Origin of the sequence: Yinghuangia sp. ASG 101 (assembly GCF_021165735.1) — a bacterium.
Taxonomy (GTDB): domain Bacteria; phylum Actinomycetota; class Actinomycetes; order Streptomycetales; family Streptomycetaceae; genus Yinghuangia.
On sequence record NZ_CP088911.1, the window covers coordinates 3,094,115 to 3,115,878 of the forward strand.

The following is a 21,764-nucleotide window of genomic DNA, read 5'->3' on the forward strand; positions in this document are numbered from 1 at the left end:
CGCCCCGGTCGGCAGGGCGCGGCCGTGCCCCATCAGATCACACGGGACCCCCGCGCCACGGTGCCCTCAGTCGTCCCCCGGCCCAAGGGGGTCCGAATCCGGCCACATCCCGCCTCCGCGAGCCTCCGCGTCACCGTGCCAACGGGCCTTCGCCATGTCGACGCGCGTGCCCCCCGGCCGCATGGGCGTCCCCTCCGCGCGCAGCCGCCGCAAGGCCTCGTCGGCCAGGCCAGGCGCGTGCGTACCGTCCGAACGCAGCACCCGCCACCACGGCACCCCGCCCCCGTAGCGCGCCATCACCCGGCCCACCTGGCGCGGGCCCAGGGTGGCCGAATCCGTCGCATCGGCCCCCTCATCCTCGGCGGGGCGGGAGTCGTCGGCCCCCGGCCCGCCGTCGGCGAACCACGCGGCCACGTCGCCGTACGCCATCACCCGCCCCGGCGGGATCCGCGCGACAAGGTCGAGGACGCGTTCGGCGATCGGTGTCGGCAGACTCACGCCCCGCATCGTGCCAGACCCGCCGCGCTCGGCGCCCCGTGCCACCATCGAGGCGGTCGGACTCGGGGGGACAGGTGATTCGCGAACACGAGGACGTCTCACCCGCGGGCGCCCCCCACGTCGGGCGCGCCCTCGTCGTCGAGCCCTCGCAGCCCGCCCGCGTCCACCGGTCGAGCGACCTGCTGCGCGTCCTGGTCGGCATCGTCGCCCTCGCCGTCGTCTTCGTCCTCGCGAGCATCGCCCGCGAGACCACGTCGGGCCTGGAATCCGACATCGTGCGCGGCGCGCAGAACAGCCTGCCCCGCCTGCTCCTGAACGTCTCCGGCGGCGTGTTCGCCGTCGCGGTCCTCATCGTGCCCGTGGCGTACGGCATCGACCGGCTGCTGCGCCGCGACGGCCTCCGCGTCGCCGACGGCGTGCTCGCCGCCGCACTCACCTGGGCCGCCTCGCTCGGCCTGGACTGGTGGGTCACCGGCCCGGGACCCCACGCGCTGGAGGCCGCGCTCACGCGCCCGCTGGCCGGCGGCGGGCTGACCGACCCGGTGCACGGCTACCTCGCGCCGATCGTCGCCTACATCACCGCCGTGGGCCTCACCCGGCGGCCCGTCTGGCAGGCGTCGGTGTGGACGCTGCTCGCCCTCAACGCGGCCACCGTCCTCGTCGGCGGCTACACCACGCCGCTCGCGCTGCTCACGAGCCTTATCCTCGGCCGCACGATCGCGTACGCCACGATGTACGCCGTCGGCGTGCCCAACCGCCGCCCGCCCGCCGACGCCGTCGTCGCCGCGCTGCGCCGCTTCGGGCTGGTCGCGGCGTCGGCCGTGCGCACCGACGACGGGCCCGAGGAGAGCCGCCGCTACGCGGTGCGCCTCACCGACGACCGCCTGCTCGACGTGACCGTCCTGGACCGCGACCAGCAGACGTCGGGCGCGGTCTACCGCTTCTACCGCCGGGTCCGGCTGCGCGTGATCACCGCCCGCCGCACGTTCCTGTCGCTGCGCCGCGCGCTCGAACAGGAGTCGCTGATGGCGTACGCGGCTGCCGACGCCGGGGTCCGGACGCCGCGCCTGGTCGCCACGACCGAGGTGGGCTCGGACGCCGCGCTGCTCGCGTACGCGCACATCCCCGGGCGCCCGCTCGCCGCCCTCGACGACGACGAGTTCACCGACGCGCTGCTGGTCGAGATCTGGCGGCAGATCGCGCTGCTGCAGGCGCACCGCCTGAGCCACCGGCGGCTCGGCACCACCAGCGTGCTGATCGACGACAACGGCGATCCGTGGCTGACCGACCTGCGCGCCGGGGAGATCGCGTCCGGCGACCTGTCGCTGCGGATCGACACCGCGCAGATGCTGACGTCGCTCGCGCTGCGCGTCGGCGAGGAGCGGGCCGTCCGCACCGCCACCGAGGGCCTGGGCGTCGACGCCGTCGCCGCGTGCCTGCCGCTGCTGCAGAAGGTCGCCCTGGCCCGCTCCACACGGGCCGCGCTGCGCAGGAACGACAAGCTCCTCTCCCGCATCCGCGAACAGATCCTGGAGCTGCGGCCCCGCGCCGAGGCCGAGCCGGTGCGCCTCGAACGCATCCGGCCGCGCACGCTCGTCACCGTCGTCGCGTCGGCGTTCGCGGGCTATTTCCTGCTCTCGCAGCTCACGAACGCGAACCTCGGCGACATCTTCGAGCGGGCGAACTGGGGTTGGGCGGCGCTCGGGCTGCTCGCGGCGGCGCTCAGCTATGTCGCGGCGGCGTTCATGCTGCTGGGCTTCGTACCGGAGCGGCTGTCGGTGTGGCGGACCACGGTCGTCCAGCTGGCGGGCTCGTTCGTGAAGCTGGTGATGCCCGCGGCGGTCAGCGGGGTCGCGCTCAACGCCCGCTACCTGCAGAAGTCCGGCGTACCCCCGGCGCTCGCCGCGGCCAGCATCGGCGTCTCGCAGCTCGGCGGGCTGGTCTTCCACATCGGCCTGCTGGTGTTCTTCGGCTACATCGCCGGAACCGAGCAGACCCCGTCGTTCGCGCCGTCGGGCGCGGTCATCGCGGGGCTGCTCGCCCTCGCGATGATCTGCCTGCTGGTGATGGCCGTCGGACCGCTGCGGCGCTTCATCGTGCGGCGGCTCGGACCGCTGTTCTCCGGCATCGTGCCGCGCCTCCTGGACGTCCTGCAGACGCCCACGAAGCTCGCCGCGGGCCTGGGCGGCACGGTGATGCTCACGGTGTCGTTCATTTTGTGCCTGGACGCGTGCGTCCGGTCTTTCGGCGGCTCGGCGAGCTTCGCGGCGATCGCGGTCGTGTTCCTCGCGGGCAACGCGATCGGTTCGGCGGCGCCGGTACCCGGCGGTATCGGCGCGATCGAGGCGGCGCTCATCGCGGGCCTGACGACCACGGGGAAACTGCCGATCGAGACGGCGACGGCGGCGGTGCTGCTGTTCCGGTTCCTGACCTTCTGGCTGCCGGTGCTGCCGGGCTGGCTGGCGTTCACCTACCTCCAGCGCAAGCAGGCGATCTGACGCACGTGAAGGGCCGGCGCCCCCGAGCGGGAGCGCCGGCCCTTCACGGCGAAACGGACGTCAGTAGACGGGCTTGTGCGGCTCGATCTGGTTGACCCAGCCGATCACGCCGCCGCCGACGTGCACCGCGTCCTGGAAGCCGGCGGCCTTGAGCACCGCCAGCACCTCGGCGGAGCGCACCCCGGTCTTGCAGTGCAGCACGATGCGCTTGTCCTGCGGCAGGCCTTCGAGGGCGTTGCCCATCAGGAACTCGTTCTTCGGGACGAGCACCGCGCCCGGGATCGAGACGATCTCGTACTCGTTGGGCTCGCGGACGTCGATGACGTGGATGTCCTCGCCCGCGTCCATCCACTCCTTGAGCTGCCGCGGCGTGATGGTCGAGCCGAGCGCGGCCTCCTGGGCCTCCTCGGAGACGACGCCGCAGAACGCCTCGTAGTCGATCAGCTCGGTGACCGTCGGGTTCTTGCCGCACACCGCGCACTCGGGGTCCTTGCGGACCTTGACCTGGCGGTACGTCATCTCCAGGGCGTCGTAGATCATCAGGCGGCCGAGCAGCGGGTCGCCCATGCCGGCGAGCATCTTGATCGCCTCGTTGACCTGGATCGACCCGATCGACGCGCACAGCACGCCGAGCACGCCGCCCTCGGCGCACGACGGCACCATGCCGGGCGGCGGGGGCTCCGGGTACAGGCAGCGGTAGCAGGGGCCGTGCTCGGCCCAGAACACCGAGGCCTGCCCGTCGAAGCGGTAGATCGAACCCCACACGTACGGCTTGCCGAGCAGCACACACGCGTCGTTGACCAGGTAGCGCGTGGCGAAGTTGTCGGTGCCGTCGACGATCAGGTCGTACTGGGCGAAGATCTCCATGACGTTCGACGCGTCGAGGCGCTCCTCGTGCAGCACGACGTCGACGTACGGGTTGGCCTCGTTGACGCTCTCGCGCGCCGACTGCGCCTTCGACTTGCCGATGTCCGACTGGCCGTGGATGATCTGGCGCTGCAGGTTGGACTCGTCGACGGTGTCGAACTCGATGATGCCGAGCGTGCCGACACCGGCCGCGGCCAGGTAGAGCAGCGCCGGCGAGCCGAGACCGCCCGCGCCCACACACAGGACCCTGGCGTTCTTCAGGCGCTTCTGCCCGCTCATCCCGAAGTCAGGGATGATCAGGTGGCGCGAATACCGGCGGACCTCGTCGACGGTGAGCTCGGCAGCGGGCTCGACCAAGGGTGGTAGCGACACGGGATCTCCGATGGTCAGACCTAATTCTGCGGTGTTTTCGCCTTCAACAGTGCCACGGAGTGTCCGATTCCCGGGCAGCGGGTCCGGTGCGTGAGACATGGCCCACCCCCGCGATCAAGGGGGTTGCGCGGGGGTGCCGCACCGGGCCCGCGCGGCGATCAGGCCGGGTACGGCCAGGCGTTGGGCTTGCAGACCAGCCCGTTGTCGGCTTCGAGGCTCTTGGTCTGCTGCATCATCACCGGCGCCAGGTCGTTCGCCATGCACGCCTCGGTCTCGTGGTTGCGCCCCAGCCGGTGGCCGACCTCGTGGTTGATGAGCATCTGGCGGTAGCTCACCATCTCGTCCCCGAAGGTCGGCGACCCCTGTGCCCAGCGCCACGCGTTGATGACGACGTACGGCGTGCCCGCGGCGTCGCACGACACGTTGTCCTCGGAGGTGTCGAGGCCGACGACGCCGCACAGCCGGTGCGTCGTCCCGGGGCTGGCGAGCCGGATGACGAAGTCGGCGTCGCTGCCGCCGGTCTGGACGAAGCTGCGGCCGTCGTGCGCCCACGAACGCGGGTCGTTGAGCGTCTGCTGCACCGTCTCGGCGAACAGGTCGGCGTCGAGCGCGAGGCCCTGTTCGATCTCGATCCGGTAGGTCTTCGTCTTCGATCCCGACTTGGTGGTCGTGTCGGCCTTCGCCGGGACCGCGTCGAACTTGCCGGGCAGCGACAGCTGAGGGTCGAGGTCGAACCGCAGCTTGAGGCGGTCCGTCGTGGTCTGCGCCCCCGGCGTCGGCAACGGGATCGTGCTCGGCCCCGGCGTCGCGCCGTTCGGGACCGCCTGGACCTGGCCGCGCTCGGAGTCGCGCGAGGCGGCGTCCTCGGTGTCGCGGGTCTGCGTGTCCTGGCGCGCGGTGTCGCCGCTGGCCTGGCCCTGAGACGAGTTGTCCGGCATCTGGACGACGACGACGCCCGCGAGGACGGCACCGGTCACCACGGCGCCACCGGCGGCGGCGATCCGGCGCGGCTTGCGGGCGGGAGTGCGCGACGCCCGGCGCGAGGCCGCGCGACCGCTGCCCCCGCTGCCGGCGGTGGCTGTGGCTGTCGCGCGGGGGACGTAGCCGTCGACGTCGTCGACGTCGGCGGCCACATCGCTGTCGAGGCTGTCGAGGCTTTCGTCGGTCAGCGACGCGAAGGCGCCTCCGGCGGGGGCGGCGGCCCGCGCGCGGCGCCGCGGCGACACCGGCTCGTCGACCGGCTCGACGCGGACGGCTTCCCGCCACGCCGCGGGCTCGGGGTCGAACTCCGGCTCGAGCACGCGCTGCGGGGTCGGCTGCGGGTACGCCTCGGCGTAGGCCTCGGGTGCGTACGCCGCACCCGCCTGCTGGAACGCCGGGTCGTGGTGGCCGCCGTACGCCTGCTGCCCGCCGGTGTCGTGGAACGGATCGGCGGGCGCGGTCTCCCACGCGGCGGGGTCGTCCCAATACGGCTGCTGCGGGGCCTGCGGCGTCTGCGGAACGAAGGCCGCGTAGCCGCCCTGCTCCGGGAATCCGGCGTCGTGGTACGCCGGTTCGCGATAGGCGGGCTCGTGGGGGGCGGCGTCCCACAAAACCGGGTCCCCCAAGGCCGCGGGCTCGGCGTAGCCGGGCTCCTGGTACGGCTGGTACTGCCCGCCCGGGTGCCCGGGTGCCGCGTACGCGTTCTCCCCCGCGTAGCCGTGGCCCACCGGCGCGTACGCCCCGGAGGTGTCCACCACCGCGTAGTACGCCCCCGCGCCAGGAAGGGGGTATTCGCCACTGCCGGGGCCCGGGTCGCCGTACGGCTCCTGACCGGTGTGGGTGTGCCCGTAGGCGTCCGCGGGCGTATCCGGATAGGCGCCCGAATACGTATCCGACGCGCCGGAGTGCCGGCCCATGTGCGCCGTCACCCCGCCTGGGCCGGGGACACGGGCGCCGCGGACGGCTTCGCGCGCTCCGCGAGGAGGTCGCGGACCGCGCGTGCGACCACCGCCGGGTGCTCCATCATCGCGACGTGCCCCGAGTCCGGGACCATCACGAGCCGGGGGTCCGGAAAGGTCGCCGCGGCCCGGCGCGCGATGCGCGAGTCGACCAGCTTGTCGCGGCGTCCGTAGATCAGCAGCGTGGGTGCCTGCACCAGAGCAGCCTGCTTCCACAGCGACCGGGGGCCGCGTTCGAGGTAGGAGGAGACGATGCCGCGCGCCGAGCGGGTGAAGGCGTCGACCATGTACGGCAGCCCGAGCCGCCGGCGGTACTCGGCCACGAAGTCCGCGAACTCGTGCTCCGGCAGCAACTGCGGCTGCCCGAAGCACAATCCGACGGACACCCGCGTGCGCTGCTCGGCTGTCATATTGCGCGTGAAACGCCCGACCGCGGCAGCCGCTCCCGGGACCGCCATGAGTGCCGTGGGCAGCGCGGTGGCCTGCGGCTTGAGGTCGGGAAGCGCGGGCGAGACGAGGGTGAGCGTCCGCACGAGGTCCGGGCGCCGGGCGGCGATGCGGGTCGCGACCGCCCCGCCCATCGAGTTGCCCATCAGGTGCACCGGCCCGCGCCCGAGGCCGAGGATCAGCCCTTCGACGACGCGGCAGTGCGCCGAGATCGAATAGTCGCCGTCATGCGGCGGGGGCGAGAAGCCGAACCCCGGCAGGTCGACCATGTCGGCGGCCACGACGTCGCGCAGGTCGTGCGCGAGGTGGCCCCAGTTCAGCGATGAGCCGCCGAGCCCGTGGACGAGGACGGCGGGCGGCAGATCCCCGTCGTACGCGGGGTGCCGTCGTACGGCGACCGCGGTCTCGCCGGCGGTCGTCACCGTCCGCACCGGCCACGCCACCGGAGCGCCGGAATCCGCCTGAGTCGTCGTCACGGTCGCCAATATTACGAGACGGTCACCGGGACGGAAGTGCCACCGTGCGTGATCGGGATGCGGGCGGCGGCGATTTGGCGCTCGAATGGGGATTTTTGGGATCACCTCCAACCGAATGTATGGCAACGGTTCGGTATCGATGATCCACACGAGGCATCATCGCCACACGGGGTAGAAGCCCGAAACAAGCCCCTTGATGGCCCCACGCGACGTTTCGACCCCCCGGCGGGATCATGGGGGAGGTCGGAAGGAGTGGCAGATGCCCGACGTGCCCGACGTGCCCGACATGACGAACGCCCCCGGCCCCCGCGCCGACGCGCGCAAGAAGGCCCGGACCGCGGACCCGCGCGCCGAGGCCCCGGCAACGCGCGAGGACGCCGCGGAGGCCCCGGCGCCCGACGACATCGACATCGAGGCACCGGAGGCGGACGTCGCCGAACAACGCACCACGGTCGTGGAGGAAGAGGACGAGGACGAGGGCGCGGCGCTCGGCTGGGCCCCGGTGCCCGACGGCGTCGATCCGGCCGACCGCACCGACCAGCAGCGCGTGGTCACGCGCGACGAGGACGAGTACCGCTGACCCGCGCCTCCCGGCCGTCGCGCCGGGCATCCGCCGGGCCGCGTACGGTCCCGTGCGCGCCAGGCCCTTGCACGTGAAGCCCGCTTTCCAGAACCCTGGTCGTTGCGCCCGGAACCTACGACAGCGACGAGCACGGGTATACCCAAAAGTAGGATGACGAGGCGGAACTGCTTGCCGGTGCCCCCGACGTCTCGGGGATCATCCCGGGACCAGGACTCGTTCGACCACGCTTGACTGAGGAGCGCCGTGACAGCCATCCAGGATGCGGACCACCGCCCACGAGGCACCCGCCTGCCCCGGCTGGCCCGCAGGACCCAACTGCTCGGCGCCGCCCAGGAAGTCTTCGTGGCCCAGGGCTACCACGCGGCGGCCATGGACGACATCGCCGAGCGCGCCGGAGTCAGCAAACCGGTCCTCTACCAGCATTTCCCCGGCAAGCTGGAGCTGTATCTCGCGCTGCTCGACCAGCACTGCGACGCGCTGGTCGGGGCGGTCCGCAACGCGCTGGAGTCGACGCACGACAACAAGCTGCGCGTCGCGGCGACCGTCGACGCGTACTTCGCCTTCGTCGACGACCACGGCGGCGCGTTCCGCCTGGTGTTCGAATCCGACCTCACCAACGAGGCAGCGGTGCGCGACCGCGTCGACCGGGTCGCCGAGACCTGCGCCGAGGCCGTCAGCAGGGTCATCGCGGAGGACACCGGCCTCGGCCAGGCCGAGGCGATGCTGCTGGCGATCGGCCTGACCGGCCAGGCCCAGGTGACCGCGCGCTACTGGATCTCCAAGGGCGTCCCGATCCCCCGCGACACCGCGTCGCGGCTGATCTCCACCCTCGGCTGGCGCGGCATCTCCCGCTTCCCCCGCAAGGACGAGGCGGCCCCACCGGCGAGCTGAGCCGCCGACACCGCACGGCATCGCGCCCGATCGCACGGGCGCGCCGGACCCCGGCGGCACCCTCACCGCTCCCTCCCGTTCGCGCTCGGCGTACCGGGTGCGGGCCGTCGCGGTGCCGTGGCTCGATTAGCCTTCCCTCTTGTACGGGCGCGCGCAGTTCGATGGCCGCTCCCACTCGTCTGAACCGGAGGGACAGCCGTGGAGGTCAAGATCGGCGTGCAGCACGCCGGACGGGAACTGGTGCTGGAGAGCACCGACACCGCCGAAGACGTCGAACGCGCGGTGGCCGACGCGCTCTCCGGCACCGCCGGGGTGCTCTCGCTCCAGGACGAGAAGGGCCGCCGGGTCATCGTCCCCGCCGACCGTCTCGCCTACGTCGAGATCGGCGAACCGAGCGTCCGCCGCGTCGGATTCGGCGCCGTCTGATCCGGCATCGTGAGGGGGCGGGACACACACACGGTGCGTCCCGCCCCCTCACGCTGTCTCCGGACCCGCGGGAATCCCCCGCCCCAACGCCTCGGCTCAGGAGGCCAGCCCCAACGCCGCCATGCGCCGCGTGTGGGCCTCCGTGATCCGGGTGAACATGCGGCCGATCTCCGCGAGGTCGAAGCCGGGGACCGCGAGGCCGCCGACCAGCAGGGCGGAGAGCGCGTCGCGTTCGGCGGCGACGCGTTGGGCCTGGCTCAAGGCCTCGCCCATCAGGCGGCGGCCCCACAGGGCGAGGCGGCCGGCGACGCGCGGGTCGCGTGCGATCGCGGCACGGACGGTGTCCACGACGAATCCGGCGTGGCCGGTGTCGGCCAGGACCTCCTCGACCAGCACGCGGCTGTCCGGGTCGAGGTGTTGGGCCACCTCGCGGTAGAAGTCGGCCGCGATCCCGTCGCCGACGTACGCCTTGACCAGGCCTTCCAGCCAATCCGAGGGCGCGGTGTGGCGGTGGAACGCGTCGAGCGGCGCCACGAAGGGGGCCATCGCGTCGGCCGGGTCCACGCCGAGTGACGCGATGTGCGCGCGCAGGCGCTCGAAGTGGTGGAATTCGGCGACCGCCATCGCCGCGAGCGCGGCCTTCTCGTCGACGGACGGCGCCATTTTGGCGTCCTCGGCAAGGCGTTCGAAGGCGGTGATCTCGCCGTACGCGAGCACGCCCAGCAGTTCCACGACGGCCGCCCGGGCCGCCGAATCCGCCTCGATGCCGTCGGGCTGTGTTCCCTCAGTCATGAGACCCGAGGGTAATCAGCATCACCCCGCGTGGAGTACGGCGACGGGTACAGTGGTACGGAACGCGGATGCCCGGTCGGAGGACGATCGGCTCCGACCGCCCCGCTCGGGCCCCCGCCCGAGGCCGAGGTCCCGTGTCGTGCCCCAGATTGAACGCGGACAAAACGGTCCAGCTCGACGATCTGGTTGCGGCAACGCGGTCCTGACCCGCCTCGGAAGATGACGGCGGCCCTACACACACAGAAGAGGCTGGACCCCTGACGACTTTCAGAGAACTTGGTGTACTTCCCGAGACCGCCGAGGCCCTTGAAAGCCTCGGCATTGTCGAGGCATTCCCCGTCCAGGAGATGACCCTTCCGGTCGCCCTGGCGGGCAGCGATGTGATCGGCCAGGCCAAGACCGGAACGGGCAAGACCCTCGGTTTCGGCATTCCCCTCCTCCAGCGCGTCGTGACCTCGGCCGACGTCGACGCCGGCCGCGCGACCGCCGTCCCGGGCAAGAGCCCGCAGGCGCTCGTCGTCGTCCCGACCCGCGAGCTGTGCGTCCAGGTCACCAACGACCTGCTCGGCGCCGGCAAGATCCGCTCGGTGCGCGTGCTGTCGGTGTACGGCGGACGCGCGTACGAGCCGCAGGTCGACGCGCTCCGCAAGGGCGTCGAGGTCGTCGTCGGCACTCCGGGCCGGCTGCTCGACCTGGCCGGGCAGGGCCACCTGGACCTGTCCCAGGTGCGCATGCTCGTCCTGGACGAGGCCGACGAGATGCTCGACCTGGGCTTCCTGCCCGACGTCGAGAAGATCGTCGACCGGCTGCCGGCGCGCCGCCAGACGATGCTGTTCTCGGCGACCATGCCGGGCCAGATCATCACCCTGGCCCGCCGCTACATGAACCGCCCGACGCATATCCGCGCGTCGGCGCCGGACGACCAGGGCACCACCGTCGCGTCGGTCGCGCAGCACGTCTACCGGGCGCACGCGATGGACAAGCCGGAGATGCTGTCGCGCATCCTCCAGGCGAAGGACCGCGGCCTGGTCATGGTGTTCTGCCGGACCAAGCGCACGTGTGCCGACCTCGCCGAAAGCCTGGCCGAGCGCGGCTTCGCCGCCGCGGCGGTACACGGCGACCTCGGCCAGGGCGCGCGCGAGCAGGCGCTGCGGGCGTTCCGCAACGGCAAGGTGGACGTGCTGGTGGCGACGGACGTCGCGGCGCGCGGCATCGACGTCGACGGTGTGACGCACGTCGTGAACTACCAGTGCCCCGAGGACGAGAAGACCTACCTGCACCGCATCGGCCGCACCGGCCGCGCGGGCGCGTCGGGTGTCGCGGTGACGCTCGTCGACTGGGAGGACATGCCGCGCTGGGGTCTGATCAACAAGGCCCTGGACCTGGCGTTCCCCGAGCCCCCGGAGACGTACTCGACGTCGTCGCACCTGTACGACGACCTGGGCATCCCCGAGTCCGCGACCGGCGTGCTGCCGCGCGCCGACCGGACGCGCGCGGGCCTCGGCGCCGAGGCGGTCGAGGACCTGGGCGAGACGGGCAAGGGCGGACGCGGGCGGTCCGGAACGGGCTCGCCGCGTTCCGGCGGCCGGGGCCGGGGCGGATCGCGGACGCAGTCCGACGACTCCGGCACCGCCGAACCGAGCCGCCGCCGGGCACCGGGCAGCCGTCGCCGCCGCCGTTTGAACGACGGCGCGGCGGCCGAGTCCGCCGGCGTGGCGTCGGAGGGTGTCGGCGCGGCCGAGGGTGCCGCGGAGGCGGTCGCCGACGCGGCGGTCACCGAGGCGGCACGCGAGCCGAAGAAGCGGACGAGGACGAGGACGCGCTCGCGGAGCACGGCCGCCGAGACGGTCACGGAAGGCACCTCGGACGCCACGGCGACCGCTCCCCCGGCCCCCGCTGAGGCGGACGCCTCGGCCGAGCCCGCCGCTCCCCGCCGCCGGCGTCGCCGCCGCCGTCCGGACGCGGCGACGGGAGCCGCGGAGACCGAGCGGACCGACTGAGACGGGCCGCCCGCGAGCCCGGGCGCGATCCCGGACGCGATCCCGGGCGCGTGGCCCGTGCGGCCACGATCCGCCGTCGGGCGAACGCCCGGCGCGTCGTGGCCGTCGGCCTCCCGTGTGGTCCGACCGCCCGGGGGGCGCGTGGCAGCCGTGATACGGAGACGCGATGACGCGGCGTCGACCGCAGGTGGGGTGACTCGGCGATCAATACGGCGCCGCCCGACGCCCGCGCGTCCGCGGCCGGATCCGCAGGGGCCCGCGAGGCCGCCACCTCACCGAACCGAAGTCCCCCGCTCCGGCGGCTCGCGTCGCCGGTGCCACCGGGTTCGGCACGTCGCCACTCCGGCACGCACCGGGCCGCCCCCGCGAGCCGGGCGCGCGCGGTGCGAGACGCGGCTTCCGTCCCGTTTGCGGCACGTGCCGGTTCCGGGGGGAACCTGGCCTACCCTCGGGACCGTGAGCACTCCGCCCTTCCTCGCACTGCCCGAGACCGCTCGCGCCCGCCGGATCATCACGAAGCGCGGCGATTTCGCGGTCCTCGAGGGGCTGCCCCCGGACGGCCGCGAGGTACGCGGCACCGCCTTTCTGGTGCCCGGCTTCACCGGGGCCAAGGAGGATTTCATCGGCCTGCTGGACCCGCTGGCCCGCCGCGGCTACCGCGCCTTCGCGGTCGACCAGCGAGGCCAGTACGAGACTCCCGGCCCCCTCCGCGACGCCGCCGCCTACGAGCGGGGCGAACTGGTCGCCGACCTGTGGTCGCTGCACGACGCCTTGGCGCCCGACGAGCGCCCGCATCTGGTCGGGCACTCGTTCGGCGGGCTCGTGGCGCGTTCGGCGGCACTCGACGACGCCGGACGGCTCGCGTCGCTCACCCTGCTGAGCACCGGGCCCGCCGCGATCCGCGACGCCGAGATCGCGCGCCTGCTTCTTCTCGAGGGCGCGTTGGCCGGCCTGTCGCTCGGGCAGGTGTGGGAGGCGATGCGCCGCGCGGACCGGAGCGCGGACGCTCCGCCCCGGGACCCCGTGGTCACGGCGTATCTGCGCGACCGCTGGCTGGCCAACTCACCGGCCGGACTCGCCGCCGCCGCACGGCAGTTGCGGACCGAGCCGGATCTGACCGACCGGCTCGGCGCGTGTGTCGCGGCGGGGCTGCGCGTGCTCGTGGTGTCCGGCGCGCACGACTACGCGTGGCCGGTCGCCTGGCAGCGGGACACCGCGCGCCGCCTCGGCGTGCCGTATGTCGCCGTCGAAGGGACCGGGCACTCCCCCAACGCGGAGCGGCCGGACGCGACGGCCCGGGAACTCGCGGACTTCTGGGACGTCTCGCGCTGAGGCGCCTGCGGATGAGCCCGGTGCCGCGTCACGGCTCGCCGTGCACCGTCCCGAACTCCTGGCTCAGCCGGTCCCAGAAGCCGTTGCGCAGCGCGCGGCGCAGGTCCTCGTGGGGGCGCAGCGAGAACTGCAGCTCGCCTTCCGCCTCGACCAGCAGGGCCTTGTCGACGTTCTCCGGCAGCCGGGGGCCGGGCATGAGGTCGACCATGTCCTCGCGACCGCGCGCGTTCAGCCAGCGCTCGGCGATCTTGCCGCCGAGGCGCCACACCTGGTCGAACGTCGGGGCTGGGCCGCCGCCGGCGACCGGGACGGGCGGCGTGACGAACGCGGAGGCCATCGCGGCCGGTGCGGGCTGGAAGACGCACGGCGCGCAGAAGTCGCGGTGCAGCATGCGGGTGACGTCGGCCTCCCACACCAGCGGCTCGGCCTGGTTGAGGCCGTACGCGGGCTCGACGCCCCACAGGTGGACGCGCACGCCGTACGACTGGGCGGTCTCGACGGCGAGCACGAGGTCTTCGTCGCCGCTCACCACGACCGCGTCCTCGATGGCCCGGTTGCGGGCGAGTGATTCGAGGTCGCTGCGGATGAGGGAGTCGACGCCCTTTTGCTGGTTGTGCGCGTTGAGGTTGCCGAGCCTGACCTTGACGTCCGGGAGTTCGGCGACCTGCTTCTGCTCGAAGGTCGGGACGCGGTTGCGGGCGCCGTCGTACCAGTAGACGCGCAGGAGGCGGCCCTCGGGGAAGACGACGCGGGCCTCGTCGATCAGCGAGCTGATCAGCAGTTCGGCGTCGATGCGGAAGGCCCGGCGTTCGGCGGTGCCGGCGACCAGCAGGCCGATCGCGGCGTAGACGTAGCCCACGTCGACGAAGACGGCGTGGGTGCCGGCGTGCGGGGGCGCGGAGACCAGGCGGACCGCGACGACGTCCGGGGGCGCCGATCCGTGTTCCGATCCGTGCTCGTCCTCGCCCGGACCGGACGCGTGTTCGATCTCGGGTTCGGGGCTGCGGTCGGGTGTCGGTTCGTCGGCCACGGCGTGCTCCGGCGGCGGTCCAAGCTGGTCCATTGCTTCCATTGCCTCGCATTGTCCTATGTCCGGGCCTTCCCGGCGGTCTTACGGTCAACCGCGGGAAGGTGTGCGAGCCGTTTCGTCCTTGTCGCCGGTTGTCGCGGTCGAGGAACTTTCTGATCACGGGAATGCGGAGAACGCGATCCGTGTTGTGTACAACGACTTTCCGGTCGGCGATGTCCCCTTGATTCCAGGGACCTCAGGGGCGCCTGCCGGCCAGGTCGCGCCGTTCACCGCGCGCGATGAACGGGGGATTTATACGCTATGTCGTGTTCGGGGCCGCCCGCGCCGGGCGGCCCCGGCATGCTCCGCATCCGAGGAGAAGAGGAGGCGCGTGTGCGCTACCGAATCACTAACCTCACCAGCGCCGACACCAGTCAGAGCACCGATTCCCACAGCAAGCCGGCCGTCGACATCGAGGCGGTCAACGAAGCCGTCGCCCGGGCCGCCGCGCGAGGCGAGAGCCTGTACATCCGTCCGGTCCGGCCCAGCGACGCCACGGCGCCGGCGGACCAGGCCGAGGCCCAGGTCATTTGATCTATGCGCGCCGAGGGCGCCGTACCCGCCGCAGGGTGCGGCGCCCTCACGCATTTCGGCCCGCGTCTCCGGGGCGGGGTGCCGGGGCGGGTGCCGCACCGGCCGCACGCCCCGTGCGGCCTGTGCCACCCGTGCCGTGCCCGGCTCAGTGGCCCCGGGCCACCCACTCCTCGTAGTCCCCCGCCTCCGCGCCGATCGTCGTCTCGTCGCCGTGCCCGGTCAGGACGCGTGTCCCGGCGGGGAGGGTCAGCAGGCGCTCGCGGATCGAGTCGAGGATCACCGGGAACGACGAGAACGACCGCCCGGTCGCCCCCGGCCCGCCGCGGAAGAGCGTGTCGCCGGAGAACAGCGTGTCCAGCTCCGGCGCGTACAGGCACACCGCGCCCGGCGCGTGCCCCGGCGTGTGGACCACCCGCAGCTCGGTGCCGGCGACGCGTACCACCTGGCCGTCGGTGAGCGCGGCGTCCGGGGCGCGGTCGGGGTAGACGGCGTCCCACAGCACGCGGTCGCGCGGGTGCAGGTAAATCGGCGCGCCGTAGCGCTCGGCCAGTGCGGCGGCGGCGTTGATGTGGTCGTTGTGGCCGTGCGTGCACACGATCGCGGTCAGGCGCCGGTCGCCGACCGCGGCGGCGATGGCGTCGGCGTCGTGCGCGGCGTCGATGACGACCGCCTCGCTCGCGTCGCCGACGATCCACACGTTGTTGTCGACGTCGAAGTCCTGCCCGTCGAGCGAGAAGATCCCCGAGGTGACCAGGTGTTCGACGGTCACAGGACCACCACCGAGCGCAGCACGTCGCCGTGGTGCATCTTGGTGAACGCCGACTCGACGTCGTCGAGCGCGATGGTCTCCGACACGAATTCGTCCAGCGGCAGACGGCCGCGCAGGTACAGGTCGACGAGCATCGGGAAGTCGCGGGTCGGCAGGCAGTCGCCGTACCACGACGACTTGAGGGCGCCGCCGCGGCCGAAGACCTCGATCATCGGCAGCTCGATCCGCAGCTCCGGGGTCGGGACGCCGACCAGGACGAGCGTGCCGGCCAGGTCGCGGGCGTAGAACGCCTGCTCGTACGTCTCCGGGCGGCCCACGGCCTCGACGACCAGGTCGGCGCCATTGCCCTCGGTGAGCGCCCGGATGGCCTCGACCGGGTCGGTCTCGCGCGCGTTGACGGTGTCCGTCGCCCCGAAGCCCTTGGCCCACTCGAGCTTGCGGTCGTCGACGTCGACCGCGATGACCTTGCGCGCGCCCGCCAGGTGGGCCGCCGCGATCGCGGCGTTGCCGACGCCGCCGCACCCGATCACCGCGACGGAGTCGCCGCGTTGCACATTGCCGGTGTTGGCGGCGGCACCGAAGCCGGCCATCACCCCGCAGCCGATGAGCCCGGCCGCCTCGGGACGGGCGGCGGGATCGACCTTGACGCACTGCCCGGCGGCGACGAGCGTCATCTCGGCGAACGCGCCGATGCCGAGGGCCGGGCTCAGGGGTGTGCCGTCCTCCAGCGTCATGGGCTGCCGGGCGTTGAGCGACGCGAAGCAGTACCACGGCCGCCCCCGCAGACACGCGCGGCACTCACCGCAGGGCGCCCGCCAGGCGATCACCACGTAGTCGCCGGGGGCCAGACCGGAGACGCCCTCGCCGACGGACTCCACGACACCGGCCGCCTCGTGGCCGAGGAGGAACGGGAAGTCGTCGTTGATGCCGCCCTCGCGGTAGTGCAGGTCCGTGTGGCAGACGCCGCAGGCCTGCACCGTCACCCGCGCCTCACCCGGCCCGGGATCCGGGACGACGATCGTTTCGACACTCACGGGAGCGCCTTTGCTCCGCGCGACGACACCGCGAACCCGACGGCTCATACCGCTCACCTCCGCTTGTCCTGACTCGCACCGCACTGTAACCGCGCGGAGGGCCGGGATCCGCGCGAACGGTGGCTGCGGCGGGCGGGCGCGTGACCGGCGGGCGGTTCTCGGCGGGCCTGACGCGGCCGGGCCACGGGACTCCGGGGCGGGGTCGCGCCCTCGGCCGGGGCGGTCGGCCGCGCCGCGGCCCCGGCTACTGTGGCCGGATCACCCGTTCGACCCGACAGCGAGGTCCGCGTGCGTATCGACCTGCACACCCACAGCACCGCCTCGGACGGCACGGACCGCCCGGCCGATCTGGTCCGCCTGGCGCGGGAGACCGGGCTCGACGTCATCGCGCTGACCGACCACGACACGACCGGCGGGTGGCGGGAGGCCGCGGAGGCGCTGCCGGACGGGCTCACCCTCGTGCGCGGGGCGGAGATCAGCTGCATCGACGACGACGGCATCAGCCTGCACATGCTCGGATATCTGTTCGACCCGGAGGAGCCGGAGTTCGCGCGGGCGCGCGAGCTGGTGCGCACCGACCGGGTGCGCCGGGCGCGGGCGATGGTCGAGCGCTGCGTCGCCCTCGGGGCGCCGATCACGTGGGAGCGCGTGGTCGAGATCGCCGGTGACGGCGCGGTCGGGCGCCCGCATGTGGCGACCGCGCTGGTGGAGGCGGGTGTCATCGACGACCTGGCGGAGGCGTTCACCCCGGATTGGCTCAAGGACGGGGGCCGGGCCTTCGTCGCCAAGTACGAGATCGCCGCCGTGGAGGCGGTCCGTATGATCCGCGCCGCGGGGGGTGTCGCGGTTTTCGCGCACCCGGGGGCGAGCAAGCGCGGGCGCACGGTCTCCGACGCGACCATCGAGTCCCTGGCCGCGCACGGCCTCGGCGGCATCGAGGTCGACCACTTCGACCACGACGACGACACCCGCGCCCACCTCCGCGACCTCGCCCGCGGGCTGGACCTGCCCACGACGGGGTCGAGCGACTACCACGGCAGCCGCAAGATCCTCGCACTCGGGCTGCACACGACGGCCCCGGACGCGTACGAGGCGATCATGGACCAGGCGCACGGGGTGGCACCGCTCACGGGGTGAGGTCCGCCGGGGCGGTCGGCGCGCGCCGGGACGGCCGAGGCGGGGCGGGCTGTGCGGGGGGCTTGCGTGCGCGCGAGTCCTGCGCGGCTGCTGTCTGGTTTGGGGCCGTGCGGTCCGGCTGTGTCGCGTGGTCGTTGGGGCGCGTGGCCCCGTCAGCCGGACAGTTTCGGTGACAGCGCTCCGCACGGGAGGTTGTCGAGTTCCACCTTCGACTCGCGCAGGTCGCTGAGTTCGAGGTCGTCGTAGACCAGGTGGCCCGCCTTGCCCGGCCAGAGGACCGCCCACAGCCACAGGCCCATCGCCTCGCCCGCGTACACCGCGCGGTCGGCGGGGGCGCCCGGGACGCACCACAGTGCCGTGGGACGGCCGGCGGCGAGGACCTTCGCGGGGGCGTGGCCGCCGTCGACCAGCTCCGTTCCGGGGTCGGGGCCCGGGAGGCCCGCGTACCGGGCGCCCAGACCGATCCCGATCTCCTCCGCCACCAGCACCAGTTCGCCCGGTCCGCCCAGCGGCGCGGGGCCCGTGCAGGCGACGGCGACCGCACGGGGGCCCGACCGGTCGTCCCCCGCGTGTGCGACCCCGGTGAACAGCCATCCCGGCGGCAGCGGCCAGGGAAGCCAGACGGGGACGCGCGAACGCCGTACGACGACCTCGAGCGCCTCGACGCTCGGCGGGACCACGGGCTGGAGCGGGGGCACGGGTCCGTGCAGGTCGCATTGCCAGGCCGCGGAGAACAGGCCCGGAGGCCGGACGCGGGCACCACAGCGTGGGCAGCTCGGCTCGCCCTTCATATGCTCGACGGTCCCTTGCCGAAGCGCCCGCGTCAAGGCGATACGGACATCTCGTAATAAACATGACAGTTGGTAATGTTCCGGGCGCCATATCGCCCCGCGGCGAGAAGCACGGGGGAAATGCGCATGGCACCGCGCTCTTAGCGCAACGTTCGACGATCTTGAGGCGACACGCGGACGGATTCGCCTCGGCATCCGCCGAATGGCGGATACGCTCGCCGGTATGCGGTCCACTCCCTGTGTCGGCGCGATCGTCCTCGACGGCGAGGGGCGTCTTCTCCTCATCCGTCGCGGCACGGCCCCGGGCAAAGGCCAATGGTCATTGCCGGGCGGCCGGGTCGAGGCGGGGGAAACGGACGAGCAGGCGCTCGTGCGCGAGCTGGCCGAGGAAACCGGGCTGGAGGTCACCGTCGGCCCGCTGGTCGGCAGCGTGCGGCGCCCGGCTCCCGGCGGAGGCTGCTACGAGATCCGCGACTACGCGTGCATCGTCCACGGCGGTGTCCTCCGCGCGGGCGACGACGCCGAGGACGCGCGGTGGATCACCCCCGAACTGCTCGCGGACCTGGACCTGACCCACGGCCTCCTGGACGCGCTGCGGGAGTGGAACGTCCCGGGTGTCCACTGACGCCGCACCCGCGTTGCTGGTGGTCGGCTCGGTCAACGCCGACCTGGTGGTCCGGGTGCCCCGGCACGCGCGTCCGGGGGAAACGGTCCTCGGCGGCGACCTGGCGGTCCACCCCGGCGGCAAGGGCGCGAACCAGGCCGTCGCGGCGGCGCGGCTCGGGGCGAAGGTGGCGTTCGCGGGGCGCGTGGGGTCCGACGCGTACGGGGCGATGCTGCTCGACCGCCTGCGTGCGGCCGGGGTCGACACCGCGCTCGTGACGACCGATGCCGGGCCGAGCGGGGTCGCGCTGATCACCGTCGACGAGCGCGGCGAGAACACCATCACCGTCTCGCCCGGCGCGAACGCCCGTTTCCGTCCCGAGGACGTCGCCGCGCTGGAGCCCGTACTGCGGCGCGCCCGTGTGGTGTCGGTGCAGTTGGAGATCCCGCACGCGGCGGTCGCCGAGGTGCTGCGCCGGTGCGGGGAGGCGGGCACGCGCGTCATGGTGAACGCGTCGCCGGGGCCGTGGTCGCCCGAGGCCGGCGCGGTGGCGTTGGGCGATCCGCTGGTGGTCAACGAACACGAGGCGGCAGGCGTGTCGGCGGCGGACGGCGGGGCGACGTCTTCGTGGGCGCCCGACGCGTCGCGTACGCCCCTCGAACGCGCGCGGCGGGCACGCGACCGCCTGCGGGCGTCGGGCGTCCGGCCGCGCTCGTGGGTGATGACGCTCGGCGCGTCCGGTGCGGTGTGCGCCGCGGGCGACGGCGAGATGGTCCACGTGCCGGCGCCCGCCGTCCGCGCCGTCGATACGACGGGCGCGGGCGACGCGTTCACCGGCGCCCTCGGGCACTGCCTCGCCCGGGGCGACGCGCTCACCGACGCGGTGCGGTGCGCGGTCCGCGTCGGCGCGGCGGCGGTGACGGCCGAGGGCGCCCAGACGCCGGAGACGTGATCCGGGCCCGGACGCGGCCGGCGGGCGAAAGGCCGGGGGGACGAAAAGCGCCCGGTGCCCGCGCCCGTCGCCCCCCGACCTCCGCTCACGCCTCGCGCAGTTCCGGACGGCCGGGCTGCTCGCCGCCCCGGGCCTCGCCGTACGACGTCTTCGGCACCATCACCTTGCGGCGGAACACGCACACCAGCGTGCCGTCCTGCTTGTAGCCCTTGGTCTCCACGTGGACGACGCCGCGGTCGTTCTTCGACTTCGACTCCCACTTGTCGAGCACGACCGTCTCGCCGTAGATCGTGTCACCGTGGAACGTCGGCGCGACGTGCCGCAGCGACTCGATCTCCAGGTTGGCGATGGCCTTGCCCGAGACGTCCGGCACGGACATGCCGAGCAGCAGCGAGTAGATGTAGTTGCCGACCACGACGTTCCTGCCGAAGTCGGTCGTCTTCTCGGCGTAGTTGACGTCCATGTGGAGCGGGTGGTGGTTCATCGTGAGCAGGCAGAACAGGTGGTCGTCGTACTCGGTGACCGTCTTGCCGGGCCAGTGCTTGTAGGTCGCACCGACCTCGAACTCCTCGTAGTAGCGGCCGAACTGCATCGTGGTCCCCTCTGAGCTGCGAAAACGTCGTCGCCGTCGGATGCGCCGCAGCCCGTCGGGTGCCTGCCGCGGACGGTCAGGTGCGGGGGCGACGACGTATCCACACGCATCGGGCGCGACCACCGTCGACCGGCACCCGACCCGGCATGAGATCTCGATGATAGGAAGCCCGGTCGGACGGTCCGACGACGCCTGCCGTCCGAGGGGCCGTACGCCCGCTACCGCGAGGCGCGGGCGCGCAGTTCCCGGGCCCGGGCGCGCAGGGCGTCCGACAGCGCCGGGTCGGTGTCGGGAGCGACGGCGGCGATCAGCCGCGCGACGGCGACGACTTCCGCGGCGCGCCCCGACTCCGTGTCCAGGACGGGGAATTCGACGCGCACCCGCGCGGCCAGCCCGGGGTTCACGAGCGAACAGGCGTGCAGCGTCGCCGCGTCGTACCCCTCCGGCGCGAGGCCCCAGCCCTCCCAGCCGAGGATGTGCGGGCCGTGCGCGGTGAGGTTCGCCCAGTGCAGGTCGGCGTGGGCGGGCGCGAACCGCTCGATGTGCGGGGCGGGCAGCCCGAGCACGCGGGGCACGGCGTCGACGGCCTGACGGTCCACCGCGACGCGGTCGGTGGCGGCGCGGGCCACGGTCTCCACCGTGCGGCGGAGGGTGGCCCACCACCGGTCCGCGGGGGCGAGGTCGGGCGACGGCGCGGGGGTCGGGGAACACCTCGGCTCGTCGGGGCAGGCGGTCAGTTCCGCGCGGTACGCGGTCCCGCCGTCCGTCCGGTCGTACAGGTTGAGCAGCGCCGGCCGCACCCCCGCCAGGTCGCCGAAGGCCTTCTCGGCGGTCGCGTTGCCGTGCCACAGGATGCCGCCGGCCTCGCCGAGCGGCACGGCCCGCACCGCCAGCCACGCGGTGCCGCGCCCGCAGCGCACGCGGCGGCCCACCACGTGCCCGGCCGCCGCCCAGCGCACGGCTCCCTCGGCCGTCACCCCGAGGACGTCGGCGGCCTGGTCGAGGGCGTCGAGCATGCCCACGGCGGCCACGGGATCGGCGGGCGGCGCGTGCATGAGTCCCCCTCGGGCGGCCGGGTCGGAGCGGTCCTTCCCCGGCATGTTCCCCGGCCGGCGGCGGCGGGAAGCACCGGCCACGCCCCGCGGGGCGGTGACGCGGGT

Annotated in this window: 21 protein-coding genes; 10 read left to right on the plus strand and 11 right to left on the minus strand. The window is 73.4% G+C overall.

Annotated features, from left to right (window positions below; all coding sequences use genetic code 11):
- Nucleotides 1-66: 66 nt before the first annotated feature.
- Nucleotides 67-507, minus strand: coding sequence for an MGMT family protein (locus LO772_RS12895; RefSeq protein ID WP_231778547.1), 441 nt, complete (start codon nucleotides 505-507; stop codon nucleotides 67-69).
- A 65-nt stretch (nucleotides 508-572) separates the two neighbouring features.
- Between LO772_RS12895 and LO772_RS12900 the strand changes: the two genes are divergently transcribed.
- The gene (locus LO772_RS12900) at nucleotides 573-2,996 is read left to right on the plus strand and encodes a lysylphosphatidylglycerol synthase transmembrane domain-containing protein (protein ID WP_231778548.1); all 2,424 of its coding nucleotides are present in this window, start codon (nucleotides 573-575) and stop codon (nucleotides 2,994-2,996) included.
- A gap of 60 nt (nucleotides 2,997-3,056) precedes the next feature.
- On the opposite strand, the gene moeZ is transcribed toward LO772_RS12900, so the two are convergent.
- The 3 genes from moeZ to LO772_RS12915 form a co-directional block, all read right to left on the minus strand.
- A complete protein-coding gene (gene moeZ / locus LO772_RS12905; RefSeq protein WP_231778549.1) occupies nucleotides 3,057-4,235 on the minus strand; it encodes an adenylyltransferase/sulfurtransferase MoeZ in 1,179 nt (392 codons plus the stop codon).
- A 158-nt stretch (nucleotides 4,236-4,393) separates the two neighbouring features.
- Nucleotides 4,394-6,133 (minus strand): DUF3152 domain-containing protein, encoded by a 1,740-nt coding sequence (locus LO772_RS12910; protein WP_231778550.1) that lies wholly within the window; start codon nucleotides 6,131-6,133, stop codon nucleotides 4,394-4,396.
- An 8-nt stretch (nucleotides 6,134-6,141) separates the two neighbouring features.
- Nucleotides 6,142-7,098, minus strand: coding sequence for an alpha/beta fold hydrolase (locus LO772_RS12915; protein WP_331717330.1), 957 nt, complete (start codon nucleotides 7,096-7,098; stop codon nucleotides 6,142-6,144).
- Nucleotides 7,099-7,357: 259 nt separating this feature from the next.
- On the opposite strand from LO772_RS12915, the gene LO772_RS12920 reads away from it, so the two are divergent.
- The 3 genes from LO772_RS12920 to LO772_RS12930 all read left to right on the plus strand — a co-directional run bounded on the left by LO772_RS12920 (nucleotide 7,358) and on the right by LO772_RS12930 (nucleotide 8,998).
- Nucleotides 7,358-7,678, plus strand: coding sequence for a hypothetical protein (locus tag LO772_RS12920; protein WP_231778551.1), 321 nt, complete (start codon nucleotides 7,358-7,360; stop codon nucleotides 7,676-7,678).
- Between the two features lie 246 nt (nucleotides 7,679-7,924).
- The gene (locus LO772_RS12925) at nucleotides 7,925-8,572 is read left to right on the plus strand and encodes a TetR/AcrR family transcriptional regulator (protein WP_231778552.1); all 648 of its coding nucleotides are present in this window, start codon (nucleotides 7,925-7,927) and stop codon (nucleotides 8,570-8,572) included.
- A 198-nt stretch (nucleotides 8,573-8,770) separates the two neighbouring features.
- The gene (locus LO772_RS12930; protein WP_231778553.1) at nucleotides 8,771-8,998 is read left to right on the plus strand and encodes a DUF3107 domain-containing protein; all 228 of its coding nucleotides are present in this window, start codon (nucleotides 8,771-8,773) and stop codon (nucleotides 8,996-8,998) included.
- Between the two features lie 96 nt (nucleotides 8,999-9,094).
- Here LO772_RS12930 and LO772_RS12935 read toward each other — a convergent pair whose 3' ends face one another.
- The gene (locus LO772_RS12935) at nucleotides 9,095-9,790 is read right to left on the minus strand and encodes a ferritin-like fold-containing protein (protein ID WP_231778554.1); all 696 of its coding nucleotides are present in this window, start codon (nucleotides 9,788-9,790) and stop codon (nucleotides 9,095-9,097) included.
- A gap of 347 nt (nucleotides 9,791-10,137) precedes the next feature.
- Between LO772_RS12935 and LO772_RS12940 the strand changes: the two genes are divergently transcribed.
- Together LO772_RS12940 and LO772_RS12945 are read left to right on the plus strand one after the other, a co-directional pair.
- Nucleotides 10,138-11,790, plus strand: a complete 1,653-nt coding sequence (locus LO772_RS12940) for a DEAD/DEAH box helicase (protein ID WP_231778555.1) — start codon at nucleotides 10,138-10,140, stop codon at nucleotides 11,788-11,790.
- 456 nt (nucleotides 11,791-12,246) lie between these two features.
- Nucleotides 12,247-13,122, plus strand: coding sequence for an alpha/beta fold hydrolase (locus tag LO772_RS12945; protein WP_231778556.1), 876 nt, complete (start codon nucleotides 12,247-12,249; stop codon nucleotides 13,120-13,122).
- Nucleotides 13,123-13,150: 28 nt separating this feature from the next.
- Here the strand turns inward: LO772_RS12945 and LO772_RS12950 are convergent, their stop codons facing one another.
- On the minus strand, nucleotides 13,151-14,194 hold the full coding sequence (locus LO772_RS12950) for an NYN domain-containing protein (RefSeq protein WP_231778557.1): 1,044 nt from the start codon (nucleotides 14,192-14,194) through the stop codon (nucleotides 13,151-13,153).
- Between the two features lie 330 nt (nucleotides 14,195-14,524).
- On the opposite strand from LO772_RS12950, the gene LO772_RS12955 reads away from it, so the two are divergent.
- The gene (locus LO772_RS12955; protein WP_231778558.1) at nucleotides 14,525-14,725 is read left to right on the plus strand and encodes a hypothetical protein; all 201 of its coding nucleotides are present in this window, start codon (nucleotides 14,525-14,527) and stop codon (nucleotides 14,723-14,725) included.
- A 145-nt stretch (nucleotides 14,726-14,870) separates the two neighbouring features.
- Here LO772_RS12955 and LO772_RS12960 read toward each other — a convergent pair whose 3' ends face one another.
- Nucleotides 14,871-15,494 carry an MBL fold metallo-hydrolase gene (locus LO772_RS12960; protein WP_231778559.1) on the minus strand — a complete coding sequence of 208 codons (624 nt, stop codon included), beginning with the start codon at nucleotides 15,492-15,494 and terminating at the stop codon, nucleotides 14,871-14,873.
- Nucleotides 15,491-16,576 (minus strand): S-(hydroxymethyl)mycothiol dehydrogenase, encoded by a 1,086-nt coding sequence (locus LO772_RS12965; protein WP_231778560.1) that lies wholly within the window; start codon nucleotides 16,574-16,576, stop codon nucleotides 15,491-15,493. The genes LO772_RS12960 and LO772_RS12965 overlap by 4 nt, the downstream gene beginning before the upstream one ends.
- Before the next feature lie 240 nt (nucleotides 16,577-16,816).
- Between LO772_RS12965 and LO772_RS12970 the strand changes: the two genes are divergently transcribed.
- Nucleotides 16,817-17,665 carry a PHP domain-containing protein gene (locus tag LO772_RS12970; RefSeq protein WP_231778561.1) on the plus strand — a complete coding sequence of 283 codons (849 nt, stop codon included), beginning with the start codon at nucleotides 16,817-16,819 and terminating at the stop codon, nucleotides 17,663-17,665.
- Nucleotides 17,666-17,817: 152 nt separating this feature from the next.
- Here the strand turns inward: LO772_RS12970 and LO772_RS12975 are convergent, their stop codons facing one another.
- Complete coding sequence (locus tag LO772_RS12975) at nucleotides 17,818-18,456, minus strand: DUF6758 family protein (RefSeq protein WP_231778562.1); 639 nt, start codon at nucleotides 18,454-18,456, stop codon at nucleotides 17,818-17,820.
- 223 nt (nucleotides 18,457-18,679) lie between these two features.
- Between LO772_RS12975 and LO772_RS12980 the strand changes: the two genes are divergently transcribed.
- Complete coding sequence (locus LO772_RS12980; protein ID WP_231778563.1) at nucleotides 18,680-19,081, plus strand: NUDIX hydrolase; 402 nt, start codon at nucleotides 18,680-18,682, stop codon at nucleotides 19,079-19,081.
- A complete protein-coding gene (locus LO772_RS12985) occupies nucleotides 19,071-20,012 on the plus strand; it encodes a ribokinase (protein WP_231778564.1) in 942 nt (313 codons plus the stop codon). The genes LO772_RS12980 and LO772_RS12985 overlap by 11 nt, the downstream gene beginning before the upstream one ends.
- An 85-nt stretch (nucleotides 20,013-20,097) precedes the next feature.
- Here the strand turns inward: LO772_RS12985 and LO772_RS12990 are convergent, their stop codons facing one another.
- Both LO772_RS12990 and LO772_RS12995 read right to left on the minus strand, forming a co-directional pair.
- A complete protein-coding gene (locus tag LO772_RS12990; protein WP_231778565.1) occupies nucleotides 20,098-20,604 on the minus strand; it encodes a MaoC family dehydratase in 507 nt (168 codons plus the stop codon).
- A gap of 218 nt (nucleotides 20,605-20,822) precedes the next feature.
- Complete coding sequence (locus tag LO772_RS12995) at nucleotides 20,823-21,659, minus strand: hypothetical protein (RefSeq protein ID WP_231778566.1); 837 nt, start codon at nucleotides 21,657-21,659, stop codon at nucleotides 20,823-20,825.
- Nucleotides 21,660-21,764 lie beyond the last annotated feature (105 nt).